This is a genomic window from Duganella sp. CF458 (assembly GCF_900113115.1).
GTDB lineage: Bacteria > Pseudomonadota > Gammaproteobacteria > Burkholderiales > Burkholderiaceae_D > Rugamonas.
In genome coordinates, this window is record NZ_FOOF01000003.1 from 353,103 (window position 1) to 368,674 (window position 15,572).

General features: G+C 62.2%; 11 protein-coding genes and 1 tRNA gene. 2 read left to right on the forward strand and 10 right to left on the reverse strand.

Going from position 1 to position 15,572, the window contains the following annotated elements; all coding sequences use genetic code 11:
- Positions 1-63: 63 nt before the first annotated feature.
- The 5 genes from BM269_RS06775 to BM269_RS06795 form a co-directional block, all read right to left on the reverse strand.
- On the reverse strand, positions 64-1,053 hold the full coding sequence (locus BM269_RS06775) for an acyltransferase family protein (RefSeq protein WP_090436243.1): 990 nt from the start codon (positions 1,051-1,053) through the stop codon (positions 64-66).
- Positions 1,054-1,126: 73 nt separating this feature from the next.
- The gene (locus BM269_RS06780; RefSeq protein WP_090436244.1) at positions 1,127-1,681 is read right to left on the reverse strand and encodes a GNAT family N-acetyltransferase; all 555 of its coding nucleotides are present in this window, start codon (positions 1,679-1,681) and stop codon (positions 1,127-1,129) included.
- A complete protein-coding gene (locus BM269_RS06785) occupies positions 1,678-2,628 on the reverse strand; it encodes a GNAT family N-acetyltransferase (protein WP_090436245.1) in 951 nt (316 codons plus the stop codon). Before BM269_RS06785 ends, BM269_RS06780 begins: the two co-directional genes overlap by 4 nt.
- Entirely contained in the window at positions 2,625-3,587 is a 963-nt protein-coding gene (locus BM269_RS06790) for a polysaccharide deacetylase family protein (RefSeq protein ID WP_090436246.1), read from the reverse strand. Before BM269_RS06790 ends, BM269_RS06785 begins: the two co-directional genes overlap by 4 nt.
- A gap of 175 nt (positions 3,588-3,762) precedes the next feature.
- A tRNA-Arg gene (locus tag BM269_RS06795) sits at positions 3,763-3,838 on the reverse strand.
- Positions 3,839-3,991: 153 nt separating this feature from the next.
- Between BM269_RS06795 and BM269_RS06800 the strand changes: the two genes are divergently transcribed.
- Positions 3,992-4,534 carry a c-type cytochrome gene (locus BM269_RS06800; protein ID WP_090436247.1) on the forward strand — a complete coding sequence of 181 codons (543 nt, stop codon included), beginning with the start codon at positions 3,992-3,994 and terminating at the stop codon, positions 4,532-4,534.
- A 111-nt stretch (positions 4,535-4,645) separates the two neighbouring features.
- Here the strand turns inward: BM269_RS06800 and BM269_RS06805 are convergent, their stop codons facing one another.
- The 5 genes from BM269_RS06805 to BM269_RS06825 form a co-directional block, all read right to left on the reverse strand.
- Positions 4,646-6,658 (reverse strand): M13 family metallopeptidase, encoded by a 2,013-nt coding sequence (locus BM269_RS06805; protein ID WP_090436248.1) that lies wholly within the window; start codon positions 6,656-6,658, stop codon positions 4,646-4,648.
- 61 nt (positions 6,659-6,719) lie between these two features.
- Positions 6,720-8,747, reverse strand: a complete 2,028-nt coding sequence (locus BM269_RS06810; RefSeq protein ID WP_090436249.1) for a M13 family metallopeptidase — start codon at positions 8,745-8,747, stop codon at positions 6,720-6,722.
- Between the two features lie 107 nt (positions 8,748-8,854).
- Positions 8,855-10,861, reverse strand: a complete 2,007-nt coding sequence (locus BM269_RS06815; protein WP_170860303.1) for a M13 family metallopeptidase — start codon at positions 10,859-10,861, stop codon at positions 8,855-8,857.
- Between the two features lie 52 nt (positions 10,862-10,913).
- Positions 10,914-13,091, reverse strand: a complete 2,178-nt coding sequence (locus tag BM269_RS06820) for a TonB-dependent receptor plug domain-containing protein (protein WP_090436251.1) — start codon at positions 13,089-13,091, stop codon at positions 10,914-10,916.
- A gap of 105 nt (positions 13,092-13,196) precedes the next feature.
- The gene (locus BM269_RS06825; RefSeq protein WP_090436252.1) at positions 13,197-13,754 is read right to left on the reverse strand and encodes a hypothetical protein; all 558 of its coding nucleotides are present in this window, start codon (positions 13,752-13,754) and stop codon (positions 13,197-13,199) included.
- Positions 13,755-14,040: 286 nt separating this feature from the next.
- On the opposite strand from BM269_RS06825, the gene BM269_RS06830 reads away from it, so the two are divergent.
- Positions 14,041-15,471, forward strand: a complete 1,431-nt coding sequence (locus tag BM269_RS06830) for a S41 family peptidase (protein ID WP_090436253.1) — start codon at positions 14,041-14,043, stop codon at positions 15,469-15,471.
- The last annotated feature ends 101 nt before the right edge of the window (positions 15,472-15,572 follow it).

A 15,572-nucleotide genomic window follows, 5' to 3' on the forward strand; every position in this document is an offset into this window, starting at 1 on the left:
TCCCGTCGCGTGGTGCAGGAATTTCAGTCTGCACCACGATGGAAGCTCAGGCTTTGCGCTGCATCATGCGCCGGTAAGCTGGCGCGCGCCGAGCCCCTTGGGTTCGCGCCAGGCGGCACCCAGCCTGATCATCGGATGCTCGATCAGGTGGTAGCCCAGATAAGGCAGCACCACCATCAGGACCCAGAACAGGCTCCATTGCAGCAGCGGCTGGCTGCCGTCCAGCGTGTCGAAACACAGGGCCAGCATCGGGTAGTGGAACAGGTAAATGCCATAGCTGTACTTGGCGATGCACTTGCTCACGGCATTCAGCGCAGGCGTGCCCAGCTGGCGCACCCACGGGATCGCCAACCCCAGTGCCAGGCAGACGGCCCAGCGCGAATAGTAATTGGTTCGGGTCTCGGCAAACAGTATGTAGGCCAGGCTGGCCACGCCGAGGGCAAGCGGCCACAGCCAGGCGGGCAGCCGTTCCCGCTCTCCCAGGCGCCAGGCAATCACCCCACCCAGGAAGCAAGGCACATACGACAACACGTTAAAACGCGGCGAAACGATCGGCGGCAACAGCCCCACCGGCAACGACAGCAGCCACAAGGCAAACAAGTACTTGACCGGCTTGTTGCGGAACAGGACGAACAGGAAGGGCAGCATGACATACATCTGGACTTCCAACGGCAGCGACCACAGCGGGTCGCTCATCAGCCGCGTGTAGGTCAGGTTCTGCACCAGCGCCAGGTTGGCGAACAACTCACCATAGGTCCACTGCTGGTCCATCAGGAAATAGACGCCCAGCACCAGGGTCATCGACAAGGGATAGATGCGGCAAATACGCTGGATATAGAAGCGCTTGAACAAGGCCGTACCGCTGGCTTGCTGGCGTTCGAGCGACTGCATCAGCACCAGGCTGGTGTGCACAAAGAACACCATCACGCCCAGCTGCCCCATGGCGTACGAGGCCGGCGTGGCATGCCCGTAGGCCGTGCGGAACACATGCGAGAACAGCACGAACAGCACCGCCACCGCGCGCAGCAGGTCAAGATTCGGCTTGTTCATCATGTCGCGGCACCTGGAAGGTCGAGTTCGTATTCTTGCATGAAAAACTTACAACGGGCGAAGTATCGGGGCCGGCTCAGGGAAAGCGCAGGCGCCAGGGCCGCGCCAGGCGCAGGGGATTGAGCTCCACCACCAGGGCGCAGCGCGACCAGCCGGCAGCGGCAAACGCATTCAGGGACGGGTGGTTGTTATGCCACACCCGCGCAAACAGGCAGTCGAAACCGCGCGCCGTCATGTCGGCGCCCGAGGCGGCAATCAAGGCCGGCGCCACCTTGCGTCCGCGCATGGCCGGCGACGTGATGATCTGCACCAGCTTGGCCTGCTTGTCCTGCAGGGGCCAGAAACCGCGCGGGCGGTAGCGTTCGCCGTACCAGTAAAAGCACAGGCCGACGATCTGGCCGGCATCGCGGCAGGCATACGCGCAGGCGCCCTCGCCGGCGTAAAAAGCCTGTGCGCGCAGTTCCGGGTCGGCGCAAGCCTCGATCTCGGCGCGCTGCACCGGGCCGATGTCAAACGCGGCCGCCTGCGGCGGAAGCGGCGCGGGCCCGGCCGCCGCACTGCGCCGCAGTATGCGATAGATGGAATAGTCGCCCAGCATGGCGCGCGCCAATTGCTTGAGCAGGGCCTTCATACTGCAGCGACCCGGCCGAAGCGCAACATGCGCTTCAGGCGCGCTTTCAGGCCGAAACGCTCGACCACGCGGCCCAGCCACCCGGACAGCAGGTTCATGGCGAAGTGCGCGCGCAGCAGCAGGCTGTTGCGCAGGCTGCGCCGCACCAGGAAGACGTTTGCGCACAGGCGCTGCTCGGTGGCGAACAGCCGCTTGTGTTCGGTCTCCCCCTCGGTGAAGTCGAAGTAGTGGAACTTGCCTTCGTTGAACAGGTCTTCCAGCGCCAGCCATTGCAGCACGGTGCCGACCGACAGCTTCATGTACTCCGGGTCATAGCCTTGGTAGGAATAGCTCAGCACGCCATCGCTGGCGGGGCAGAACAGATAAGACACCGCCCGCTCGCCGTCGAACAGCAGATAGGCGCGCGCCTGGTCGTCGGCCGCCCAGTTGCGGGCCTGCTGGCGGAACGAGGCGCTGGATGGCAAGCCGGCGTCCAGCAGCCGGTCCTGGTAGGTGCGCCGCGACAGCGGCACGGCCAGTTGCAGGAAGGCGTCGATTTCATCCGGGGTGCGATAGCTTTGCCAGCGCAGCTCGCCGCCCGTCTGTTCGGCGAATTTGCGGACCTTGCGCACGATGGTGGCGCGGGTCTTGGACGAAAACTTGGCCTGGTAGGCCGCAAAGCCCATGCCCAGGTCGATGAAACAATGACGGTAATGCTGCGGCACGTAACACAGGTAGTCGCCGGCCGTCCGGAACGGCAGTGCCTGCTCCTCCAAGGGAACACCGCGCTCGACAAAGCCCTGGCTGCCTGGCAGCAGCTCGTGCACCGGGGCCTGCATCGCTTGCGCGCGGCGTACCGGGGCACCCAGCTTTTCCGGCCGAACTTGCAGCGGCAATGCCCAGCTGCCCAGGGTCAGGTCGCTGAGCTGGAAGCGGAACGGCACCTGGCGCAATTCCCAGCGGCTCATCCATACCTCCGGCGATAAGCCTGCTCCAGCATGCGCATGCCTGTGCGGTGCAATGGCGAACTGAGCGGCCCGTGCTGGACGCCGGGCGCGGTTTGCTGGCGGCCGGCAAAGCCACCGGTGCGGAAGCAGTCGCTGCGCTGCTCCAGCAAACGGGACAGGCGGCGGAAACGCTGCACCACGACCGGATCGCTGCGGGTCTTGGCTGTGTTTAACATTTCAAAGCCATGCGACAGCAGGACGAAGGCTTGCCGGCCCTGCTCCAGCGATTGCCACAGCAAGCCTTCCAACTCGGCTGACGAGCAGGACGTCAATTGCGCGTGACGCAGGCCGCGACCATCGCGGTAGACGGTCATCGGATACTCGGTCACGCCGTCGCAATTGGCCGGGTCGGTCATCAGGGTGCCGGGCATGACGCCGCTGTCGGGGCCCATCAAGGTAGCGTTGTAACTGCTGTCGAACGGCAGGCCATTGGCCACCAGCGCATGCAGGCTATCGCGGTTGAAGCCGAAACTGCCGGCCCGGAAAGCATTCACGTTCGTGGCCCCGGCCTGCTCCAGCATGGCCTTGCCCTTGCGTATCAGGATGGTTTGCTCGTCCAGCGAGAAATAGCGCAGGTGCTGGCGTTTTCCCGCCGCCACATTCGACAACAGCGGCTCGCGTGCCTCGTCCACCCACTCGGTATGCAGGTGCAACTGCACCTCATGTCCAGCCGCCTCGATCATGCCGACAATCTCTGCCAACGGCTGCGGCCCGAAACGGGCGGCGAACAGCGGTTCGACGAAGAACACGCCCTTCAAGCCATGGTCGGACAGTACCTTGAGTTGGTAAGGCAAGCCATAGTCGCCACCGGCCGTGGGGCCATGGATGTAGCGACGGAAAGCGTCCGGGAAGCGGGCATCGATATCCGTCCAACCACCGCACCAGATCTCCACATCGACAGTAATCAAGACATCCAGCATGCTTGCGCCAACCCTGGGTTAACAAAATTTACATAATATTAACGATTGGCCAAGGCCGACGCAACCGAAGCGTGAAACTTTGGAACAATCCGGTTGAAGCGGTCGGCGACGCAAGGGATGCGAACTCGGCCCGAACGGCGTCGATGAATAAATAAGGGGGAAGACGTAAGGAATGTGGCGCGGCTGGCGGGGATCGAACCCACGACCCTCGGCTTCGGAGGCCGATACTCTATCCACTGAGCTACAGCCGCTTTGCTGATGCTGAAGAGACACGAAGGATAGCCGGAAATCCATTCCATAGCTAGGGGTTTCCGTCTATAATCGCAGGTTTGACGAGGGCCCGGCATAAAAAATGCCAAACAGATAACCCTCCAACAGCTTCGAAAAACTGTCCTAAGGAAATCATGAGCCACGAATCCGCTATCAGAACGCCTAAGCAGCTGGTCGCTGCCGTTGTAGGTTTCTTCGCTGTTACCATCATTGGCATCGTTTTGCTGGTGCAGTTTGTGACCCAGGAAAAACTGACTGGCGCGGGTTCTGAAAGCCAAAGTGCGGAAGCGGTTGCTGCTCGTCTGAAGCCTGTTGCGGATACCGGCTTCACCCTGAAGGACGTGAACGCTCCTAAAGTACTGCAGGCCGGCGAAGCGGTGTATACCGCTACTTGCGCGGCTTGCCACAGCTCCGGCGCTGCTGGTGCTCCTAAAGTTGGCGATAACGCCGCTTGGGGTGCTCGTATTGCTCAGGGTTACGACACGGTTGTGAAGCACGCTATCGAAGGCCTGAAGGCGATGCCTGCCAAGGGCGGCAACCCGGATCTGGATGATGTGGAAGTGGCTCGCGCTGTCGTGTTCATGGCGAATAAGTCTGGCGGCAAGTTCAAGGAGCCTGAGGTTAAGCAGGCTGCTCCGGCTGCCGAGGCGCCGGCTGTGGAGCCGAACAAGGGCTGATAACTCGCCGCGTATAAAAAAACCGCTCGATTTCGAGCGGTTTTTTTTTTGCCTTTCCAGAACCGGTAAACCGGTGTCTGACCCGCAGGGTCAGACACCGCACTGGCGGTATTACCAGATGATCACGCGGTCTTTCGGCGCCAGGTACATCTTGTCGCCTTTCTTCACACCGAACGCGTCGTAGAAGCCTGGCTGGTTGCGCAGGGTGCCGTTGGCGCGGAATTCTTCGGGTGAGTGCGGGTCGGTGGTGACCTGGCGGATCAGCGCCGCTTCACGCGACTTGGCGCGCCATGCTTGCGCCCAGCCTTGGTAGAAGCGCTGCTCGCCATTAAAGCCGTCAATCACCGGCGCCGGCTTGCCGCCCAGCGACAGCTTGTAGGCCTTGAAGGCGATCGCCAGGCCGGAGTTGTCGGCGATGTTCTCGCCCAGCGTCAGCTCGCCATTGACCTTGTAGCCCTTGACCGGGCTGAAGGCGTTGTACTGCTTGACCAGCATCTGCGTCTTGGCCTTGAAGTTGACGTGATCGCGCTTGGTCCACCAGTCGCGCAGGTTGCCGTCGCCGTCGTACTGTGCGCCCTGGTCGTCAAAGCCGTGCGAGATCTCGTGGCCGATCACGGCGCCGATCGCGCCGTAGTTGACCGCGTCGTCGGCGTTGGCGTCGAAGAACGGCGGCTGCAGGATGGCGGCCGGGAAGACGATCTCGTTCAGCTCCGGGTTGTAGTAGGCGTTGACGGTTTGCGGCGTCATGCCCCATTCGTCGCGATCGATCGGCTTGCCCAGCTTGTCCAGTTCCTTTTGCACCGCAAACTCGGTGGCGCGGGTCACATTGCCGACCAGGTCGTTGCGGTCGATGGTCAGCGCGCTGTAGTCGCGCCATTTGTTCGGGTAGCCGATTTTCGGCGTGAACTTGGCCAGCTTGGTTTGCGCTTCCGTCTTGGTCTTGGCACTCATCCAAGGGAGCTTGTCGATGCTGTCCTTGTAGGCTGCCAGCAGGTTCTTCACCAGCTCTTCCATGCGCGCCTTGTTGGCTGCCGGGAAGTGCTGCTCGACGTAGACCTTGCCGATGCTTTCGCCCAGCGCGTCCTCGGTGGCGGATACGCCGCGCTTCCAGCGTGGGCGCATTTCAGTGGCGCCGCCCAGTTGCTTGCCGTAGAACTCGAAATTGGTTTCGACGAAGGCCTTGGACAGGTATGGCGCGTTGTGGCGGATCACGTTCCAGGCCAAGTATGGCTTGAGGGTCTCGAGCGGCGTTTCGGCCAGCAGCTTGTCCAGCGCTTTCAGGTAGCTTGGCTGGCTGACGATCACGTAGTCGACTTTACCAGCAATGCCCAGGCCATGCAGGTAGGCGTTCCAGTCATAGCCCGGCATCAGTCCACCCAGCTTGGCGACCGGTACCTTGTTGTAGGCCTTGACCGGGTCGCGCAGCTCGACTTTGCTCCAGTGCAGTTGTGCGATCTTGGTTTCGAAGGCGACGATAGCCTTGGCGTTCGCGGCGGCATTGGCGTCGCCGGCCAGCGCCAGCATTTTCTCGACGGTGGCCTGGTACTTGGCCAACGTCTCGGCCATCTTGGCGTCGTCTTTTTTCAGGTAGTAGTCGCGGTCCGGCATGCCCAGGCCGGACTGCACGAAGTCGACCACGTATTTGGTGGAATCCTTGTTGTCCTGGTGGATGCCCAGGTCGATCGGCGCCGCGAGGTTGCGGCGGTTGTGGTACGCGAACAGGGCCGGCAACTGCTTCTTGTCGCTCAGGGCAGCGATGCGGGCCAACTCGGCCTGGATCGGGGCGACGCCCAGTTGCTCCAAGCGCGCTTCGTCCATGAAGGCGGCGTAGAAGTCGCCGATGCGCTTCTTGTCGGCCGTGTCGGCGCTTTGCGCGGCGTCTTCGATGATCTTGCGCAGTTGCGGCTGGATGTCTTCGAACAGCTTTTCGAACACGCCCCAGCTCGACATCTCGGCCGGGATTTCGGCGGTGGCGAGCCATTTACCGTTCAGGTGCTTGAAGAAGTCGTCTTGTGCGCGGACAGCAGGGTCGACGTATTGCAGTTCGATGCCGGAAATTTCGGCGGCGCCGGCAACGGTGGCCAGCAGCGCCGCGGCAGCGGCGGCGATCAGGTGTTTTTTCATTTCGGGGTCCTTTGGAGCCGGTAAACCGGTGTCAGACCCGCAGGGTCTGACACCTGACTTTTTACCAGATGATGGCGCGGTCTTTCGGGGCCAGGTACAGCTTGTCGCCGTCCTTCAGGCCGAACGCGTCGTAGAAGCCTGGCTGGTTGCGCAGGGTGCCGTTGGTGCGGAACGGGCCCGGCGAGTGCGGGTCGGCCTTGACGCGCGAGATCAGCGCCGCGTCGCGGTACTTGGTGCGCCACACTTGGGCCCAGCCCATGTAGAAGCGCTGGTCGCCGCTGAAGCCGTCGATCACTGGAGCCTTCTTGCCCTTCAGCGACAGCTTGTAGGCTTTGTAGGCTACGGCCAGGCCGGAGTTGTCGCCGATGTTCTCGCCCAGCGTCAGCTCGCCATTGACCTTGTAGCCTGGCAGCGCTTCGAATTCGCCGTACTGCTTGACCAGGATGCCGGTGCGCTCCTTGAAACGCTTGCCGTCTTCCTCGGTCCACCAGTTGCGCAGGTTGCCGTCGCCATCGAACTGGGAACCCTGGTCGTCGAAGCCGTGCGAGATTTCGTGGCCGATCACGGCGCCGATGCCGCCGTAGTTGACCGCGTCGTCCGCCTTCATGTCAAAGAACGGCGGCTGCAGGATAGCGGCCGGGAACACGATCTCGTTCATCTCCGGGTTGTAGTAAGCATTGATCTGCTGCGGTGGCATCAGCCATTCGTCGCGATCAATCGCCTTGCCCAGCTTGTTGATATTGCGTTCATGTTCGAACTGGCTCGAGCGGATCACGTTGCCCACCAGGTCGTCGCGCTTGATTTCCAGCGCGCTGTAGTCGCGCCACTTGTTCGGGTAGCCGATCTTGGTGGTGAACTTGGCCAGCTTGGCGTGGGCTTCCTTGCGGGTCGCAGGGCCCATCCACTCCAGGGTGTCGATGCTCTGGTTGAAGGCTTGCAGCAGGTTCTTCACCAGCTTTTCCATGCGGGCCTTGGCTTCCGGCGGGAAGTGCTTGGCCACGTACAGCTTGCCGACCGCTTCGCCCATCGAGCTTTCGGTCAGGGACACCGCGCGCTTCCAGCGTGGGCGCAATTCAGTGGCGCCGCTCAGGGTGGTGCCGTAGAAGGAGAAGTTCTCGTCGACGAAGGCTTTGGACAGCTCTGGCGAGAGGGTCGCCAGCAAGCGGTAGTCCATATAGGCCTTCCAGTCTTCCATCGACACGTCGGCGATCACCTTGTCCAGCGCCTGCAGGTAGGTCGGCTGGCTGACGATCACGTCTTTCACCTTGCCTTTGATATGCACGCCCTCGAACCAGGTGTCGAAGTCGAAGCCGGGCATCAGCTCTTTCAGCTTGGCGATCTCGTACTTGTTGTAGGCCCTGACAGGATCGCGCAGCTCGACCTTGGTCCACTGGATCTCGGCGATGCGCGTTTCGACGTTGACCACGGCCTTTGCGGTGGCGGCGGCGTTCTTGTCGCCGGCCAGCGCCATCATCTTGGCCACGTGGGTTTCGAACTTGGCCAGGGTATCGGCCAGCTTGGCGTCGTCTTTCTTCAGGTAGTAGTCGCGGTCAGGCATCGACAGGCCGGACTGGGACAGGTCGGCCACATAACGGGTCGAGTCCTTGTTGTCCTGGTGGATGCCGACGTCGAACGGGCTGCTCACGCCCATGCGCGAGAAGTGTGCGAACTGGGCGGCCAGTTGCTTCTTGTCGTTCAGGGCGGCGATGCGGGCGCGCTCGCCGGCCAGCGGGGTGATGCCCAGCTGCTCGGCGCGGGCTTCGTCCATCATGGCGGCGTACATATCGCCGACGCGCTTGGCATCGGCGTTGCCGCCTTTGGCGGCGGCTTCTTCGATCAGGGTGCGCAGTTGCGCCTGGACGGTGTCGGACAGTTGCACGAAGGTGCCCCAGGTGGAACGCTCGGCCGGGATTTCGGTGTTCTTCAGCCAGGTACCGTTCTGGTGCTGGTAGAAGTCATCCTGGGCACGGACAGCTTTGTCCATGTTGGCGGCTTCGATGCCGGATTTTTGTGCTGGCTTGCCGGCCGCGATGGCGGCATTGGCAGCGAAGAGGCCGATGATGACGGCGCTCAGGATCTTGCGTTTCAAGGTTACCCTCCTAGGTAGATGTGACGGTATCGCGCGACTCTAGCACGCCAGGATGAAACGTTAAAAGAAAAGCCACGCTGTAGCGTGGCTTTTTAGCAAAACAATGCTTACCAGATGATGATGCGGTCTTCCGGCTTGACGTACATCTTGTCGCCTTCTTTGACGCCGAAGGCTTCGTAGAAGGCCGGCTGGTTCACCACCGTGCCGTTGGCGCGGAAGCGGCCGGCGGAGTGCGGGTCGGTCTTGATCTGCACGATGGCCTGCTGCTCGCGCATCTTGGTGCGCCATACCTGGCCGAAGCCCATGAACACGCGCTGTTCGCCGGTCAGGCCGTCGATCACCGGCGAGGTCTTGCCGCCCAGGGAGATCTTGTACGCCTTGTAGGCAATCGCCAGGCCCGAGTTGTCGGCGATGTTCTCGCCCAGGGTCAGCTTGCCGTTGATGTTATAGCCAGGCACCGGCTCGTAAGAACCGTACTGCTTGACCATGGCGTCCGCCTTGACCTTGAAGGCGGCACGGTCTTCGGCCGTCCACCAGTCGCGCAAGTTGCCGTCGCCGTCGTATTGCGAGCCGGAGTCGTCGAAGCCGTGCGAAATTTCGTGGCCGATCACCGCGCCGATGGCGCCGTAGTTCACCGCATCGTCAGCCTTCATGTCGAAGAACGGCGGCTGCAGGATGGCGGCCGGGAACACGATCTCGTTGGCGGTTGGACGATAGTAGGCATTGATCGTCTGCGGGGTCATTCCCCATTCTTCCTTGTCGATCGGCTTGCCCAGCTTTGCCAGGTTGCGGTTGTAGGCGAATTCGGCGGCGCGGCCCATATTGCCGATCAGGTCGCCTTCCTTGAACTGCAGCTTGCTGTAGTCGCGCCATTTATTCGGGTAGCCGATTTTCGGGGTGAACTTGGCCAGCTTCTCCTGCGCCTGCTTCTTGGTCTCAGGGCTCATCCAGTCGATGCTGTCGATGCTCTGCTTGTAGGCCACCAGCAGGTTCTTCACCAGTTCTTCCATGCGCGCCTTGCGCGCGGCCGGGAAGTGGCTGGCCACGTACAGCTTGCCCATGCCTTCGCCGATCGCGCCTTCCACCACGCCCACGCCGCGCTTCCAGCGCGGCTGCTGCTCGGTCACGCCGGTCAGCACGGTGCCGTAGAAGGCGAAGTTGGCCTGGTCGAAATCCTTCGACAGGTATGGCGAAGCGTCGCGCAGAAGGTGCCATTCGAAGTAGGCCTTCCAGGTTTCCAGCGGGGTGCTTTCCACCAGCTTGGCGAATTCGGTCATGTAGCTTGGCTGCGCCACGATCACGCTGTCGGTCTTGGCGGCGATGCCGGTGGCGCCCAGGGCGGCCTGCCAGTCGTAGCCTGGCGCGCTTTCGGCCAGCTTGCTGATTTCCATCTTGTTGTAGCGCTTGACCGGATCGCGGTTCTCGACGCGGGACCACTGCACTTTCGCCAGCTCGGTTTCCAGTGCGACGATGGCCTTGGCTTTGTCGGCGCCGTCCTTGTTGCCGGCCAGGCCGAGTACTTTGGCCACGTGCAGCTCATATTTAGCCAGCGCGTCCGCCATCTTGGCATCGTCTTTCTTCAGGTAGTACTCGCGGTCAGGCAGGCCCAGGCCGGACTGGCTCATGTGGGCGGCGTACTGGGTCGAGTTGCGCGCATCCTGGCTGACGAACACGCCGTACGGCGCAGGCACGCCGGTCTTGTTGAAGTGGGCGATCAGCGATGGCATGCCCTTCTTGTCTTTCAGGCCGCGAATCCTGGACAGCTCGCCGGCCAGCGGCTTGGCGCCCAGCTTTTCCAGCTTGGCTTCGTTCATGTAGGAGGCGTACAGCGCGGCGATCTTGGCGTCGTCGCCTTTCAGGCCTTTCTTGCCCTGCAGGCCCTGGATCAGGTCACGCAGCTGGAACAGGGTGTCGTCGCGCAGCTTGGCGAACGAACCCCAGCTCGATTTATCGGCCGGGATCTCGGTGCTGCGCAGCCATTCGCCGTTCAAGTGCTGGAAGAAATCGTCCTGGGCGCGCACGCTCTTGTCGATGTAACGCGTGTCGATGCCGGAAGTCGGGGCCGACGTGTGATCGTGGCCTTCGTGGCCGCCTGCATGGGCAAATGCCGCCATCAGGCTCAGGGTGATGGTGCTCAGGATATGTCGTTTCACTCTCTTTGTCCCTTTAGAATTTGGATTCAAGTCGAACGCTCCACTGGGTGTATGTGGGGTTCAGCGTGGCCGCCTGTGCGGCGAGCCCATTTGCGTTGACCAGGTTGTACCCGGTTGCATCATCCGCCAGCAGGTTGTTGGCGCTGATGCGGATTTGCGTGCGGCTGTCGAAACGCCACAGCGCATACATGTCCAGCACGCGTTTGCGGCTGGTTTCCACCACTTGCTTGTCGCTGGTCCGGGTCCGGATCACCGGCGTCCAGTTGTAGCTTGTGCCAAGCGTGAGGGGAATGTCTTTCAGGCGGTAGTCCATGCCCAGGTTGGCCGTCTGCCTGGCTTGCTGGTCGAGGCGGTTGTCCGGACCCGGAATGCCGTCGACCTTGGACCAGAAGCGGCTGTAGTTGCTGCGGAAATCGATCTGCGGCGCATTGTCCATCAGCTCGGACAGCGCAAACTTGGCTTCCAGTTCAATGCCGCTGGTGCGGGCGTGTCCGATATTGGCCGGCGAAGAAACCCAGCGCAGGCCCAACTCGGTTTGCTGCTGCGTGAGTTCGCGGCGAATCAGGTTGTCGATGTTGCGCACGAAACCGCTGACGCTGACGATGCCGCTGCGGCCCAGGTAGTGCTCGTACGCCAGGTCGAGGCCGGTGGCCAGTTCCGGTTTCAGGTTCGGGTTGCCGGTGCGGTCCGGACTGGTGGCGCTGTTCAGGCGCGACAGGGATGGCGCGGCGATCAAGTCTTGCACATTGGGCGACTTGTAGCTTTTGGTCAGGCTGGCGCGCACCTGGTCTTTTTCGTAGCCGGGGATTTTCCATACCGCGTGCAGCAGCGGGCTGAATACCTTGCTGGTGTTGCTGACGGTGCCGCTGTTGCGGTCGGACGTGGTGCGGATGCCTTCCCAACGTGCGCCGACGTAGGCCGACCATTGCGGTGTGATGTCCCATTCATCCTGTGCGAACAGGGCGGCGCGGCGCGTGTCGGCGGCCAGGTTGTCGCCGGAATCGGCGAATTGGGCGTTGCCGTTCTTGTCCAGCGAGATGCGCACCTGCTCGCGGTGGCTGGCTTCCAGATCCCAGCCGGCCGCCAGCAAATGGCCGGCGCCGATCGGCGAGGTGTACTTGCCACCGGTATTGAGGCTCTTGTCGCGCGTGTTGTCGGTATCGGTGAAGCGGTCGAGCAGTGTGCCTTGCGTGTCGTACTGGTAGCGTAGCGCGTCGCTGTCACGCTTGCCAAGGCCAAAGCCGAACTTCACATCGAGCTTGCTGGCGCCCTGCAGGCGGTGCACCCAGTTGCCGAAGCCGCGCAGGAAGGTGACGTCGCCGTCATTGGTCTGCTGCGCCAGGTTGTATTCTGGCGGCTGGCTGCCCACTGGTTGCGACAGGTTGGTCTGCGCCGCGCTGTGCGACTTCTGGTGCATCAGGAAGGTCTGGAAGTTCAGCGTATCGCCGTTCTCGAACTTGTAGGACAAGCGCGGCGTCAGGTGCAGGCCCTTGTTGCTGCCGCTGCTCTCGCTGTCGAGCAATTGTTCCTTGGCCAGGTCGCCGTCGGCTTCGATTTCCGTGTTGTGGGTGCTGCTGCTGTCGTGCTGGCGGTTGTAGTTGACCGAGGCCGACAAGGTGTAGGCCAGCGCGCCCGATTTGCCCGGTGCGGTCACCGACAGTTCGGGCGAATGGCGGCCTTGCTCGATGCGGTCGGAGGCCTTCACCTGGATATCGCGCATCTGGTAGCCGTCGCGCAGCACGATGTTGATGGTGCCGGCGATGGCGCGGGTGCTGTGTTCCGCCACCGGGCCGCGCATGACTTCAATGCGCTCGACCTGGTCGGGCGCCAGCGATTCCATCGAGAAGCCGGCCGGCGGGCGTTCGCCATTCACCAGCACCTGGGTGTAGCCGCTGCCCAGGCCACGCATGCGCACTTCGCCGCCACGGCCGGCGCGGCCGCCGAGGGTGATGCCCGGCAGGCGTTTCAGCACATCGCCGATATTGCTGTCGCCATTGCGGTCCAGTTCTTCGCGGCCGAACACCTGCTTGCCCGCCGTGGAGTTGCGGCGCTCCGTCATATCGTCCTGGCGGCCGCCGCTGATGGTGACCTGGGGGATGACTTTGTCGGCGGGTTTGACTGGTTCCTGCTGGGCGTTGGCGCCGGAGGCCGCGCCCAGGGAGACCATGGCGAAAGGGATCAGCTTCTTCATGAATGAACAATGTTGCGCGCGGCAGGCCGGTTGGCGCCGCGCTGGCATTGTAATCCCCGCCCCGGCGGCTGGCACAGGGCCTCCGCCAATGTTACTTAAAGATACTTACATGCCGCGCCCGCCGCCGGCACCGGGACCGCCCATCCCGCCACCCATGCCGCCGCGCCCGCCATGTCCGCCACGGTGGCTGCCTTCCTCGCCGGCCGGACGCTCGCGGCCGCCCCCGGGCCCCTCCTCCATGCGGATCAGTTGATCCACCAGGAACTTTGCCGCCGCCTGGCGCTGGCCGTCATCCAGCGCATCGTTAATGCCGAGCCACCATTCGCGCAGTTGGCGGTCCTCGGCCGCCGTGGCGGCCTGTTCAGCTTCCAGTCCCGCCTGCAGATCGCGTAATTCGACGCTCTGTGACTGCAAACCTTGCTTGGTCGCCTCCTGCAGGCGCTCGCGGCGGGACTTGCGTTCGCGCAACAACGCCTTGCTCTGCCCCTCCACCTTGGCCCACAGGGTCTGCTGGTTGGCGTTCAGGTTGAGGGACTTGCGGAATTCGGATGCCATCGGCAGCAGGTCTTCGGCGCGCATGTCCATGACCGGCACCGCAAAGGCCGGGGCGACAGCCATGGCTAACACCAGCCAGGCGGCACGGGCAGTGCGTATCAGTTTCATATACTTGCTCCGGAAAAAAAGATGCCCGCGGGGGTGCCGCAGGCATAAACCACTTTAGGGTAGAGAGAAATAGCGAAACCAGTGTAGGCCCGGCACCCCGGTCGCCCGGTTTTTCTTACAAATACTTACTCTGGTAAACACATTGGCAAACACCTACAAAGTTATGAATTTATCGTGGCTTTTGCAGGGATTTATTCCATGCTGGCAGCTACGATTGCTGGAAATCAGGTTTATACTGAAATCCAATGGCGGACGAGTTAACCGCTGTATTTGGAACAGGTGATACATGGGCAAGAAACTCAAGAACGCTGGCCTGATCGGCCTTGGCGTAGTCGCGGGGGTAGCGGTATCCCTGCAGTTTTCCGCGATGGCACAAAAGCAGGTCGATCCTGCCCTGCCGCTGGAAGAACTCAAGCAGCTCGCCGATGTGTACGGCCTGATCAAATCCGACTACGTGGAAGCAGTGGAAGACAAGAAGCTGCTGACCGAAGCCATCGCCGGCATGGTCGCTTCGCTTGACCCGCACTCCGCCTACCTGGACAAGAAAGCCTATGCCGAACTGCGGGAAGGCTCGCAGGGCAAGTTCGTCGGCCTCGGCATCGAGATTGCCCAAGGCGACGAAGGCTATATCAAGATCGTGGCCCCGATCGAGGATTCCCCAGCCTACCGCGCCGGCATCAAGCCGGGCGACATGATCACCCGCCTGGACACCACCTCGCTGAAAGGCTTGAGCCTGGATGAGTCCGTCAAAAAGATGCGCGGCGAGCCGGGCAGCAAGGTAATGCTGACCATCATGCGCAAGGATGAGCCGCAGCCGCTGGAATTCACCCTGAACCGCGAAGAAATCCACCAGAAAAGCGTCAAGGCCAAGATGGTCTCGCCGGGCTATGCCTGGGTGCGCATCTCGCAATTCCAGGAACCGACGGTGGATGACCTGGCGGCCAAGATCACCGAACTCTATCGCCAGGACCCGCACCTGAAAGGCCTGGTGCTGGACTTGCGCAACGACCCGGGCGGCGTGCTGCAAGGTGCGATCGGCGTGGCGGCAGCGTTCCTGCCGAAAGACACCCCGATCGTCTCGACCAACGGCCAGTTGCCTGATTCCAAACAGATTTTCTACGGCCGCGCCGAATACTACTCGCTGCGCGGCGATGGCGATCCGCTGGCCAAGCTGCCGGAAGCAGTCAAGCACATCCCGATGGCAGTGCTGGTGAATACCGGTTCCGCCTCGGCCTCCGAGATCGTGGCCGGCGCCCTGCAGGATTACAAGCGCGCCACCATCATCGGTTCGCAAACCTTCGGCAAGGGCTCGGTGCAAACCATTCGCCAGCTCACCTCCGATACCGCCGTGAAGCTGACCACCGCGCGCTACTACACGCCGCATGGCCGCTCGATCCAGGCCAAGGGCATTTCCCCTGACCTGGCGGTGGACGAGAACGAGGATGGCGACGGCCTGAACAGCTTGCGCATGCGCGAAGCCGACCTGGCCAAGCACCTGACCAACGACCGCGAGCAGGAAGCTGGCAAGGCCCAGCGCGATGAACTGGAAGAGCAGATGCGTATCCTGGCTGCCGAGAAGAAGCGCAAGCCGCTGGAATACGGCAGCGGGGAAGACTTCCAGCTCAAGCAGGCGCTGAACCACCTGCAAGGGGTTCCGGTGCAGTTGGCCAAGGCCGAATCCAAGCTGGTCAAGCTGGACCCGCCACCCAAAAAATAAAGCTAGCAAAGATGAAGGCGGCGCCCCCAGGGGCGCCGTTTTTCGTTGCAGATGCGGTAAAATCGGCCATCTTACCGGTCGCCTGACCCATTCTAAGAAAG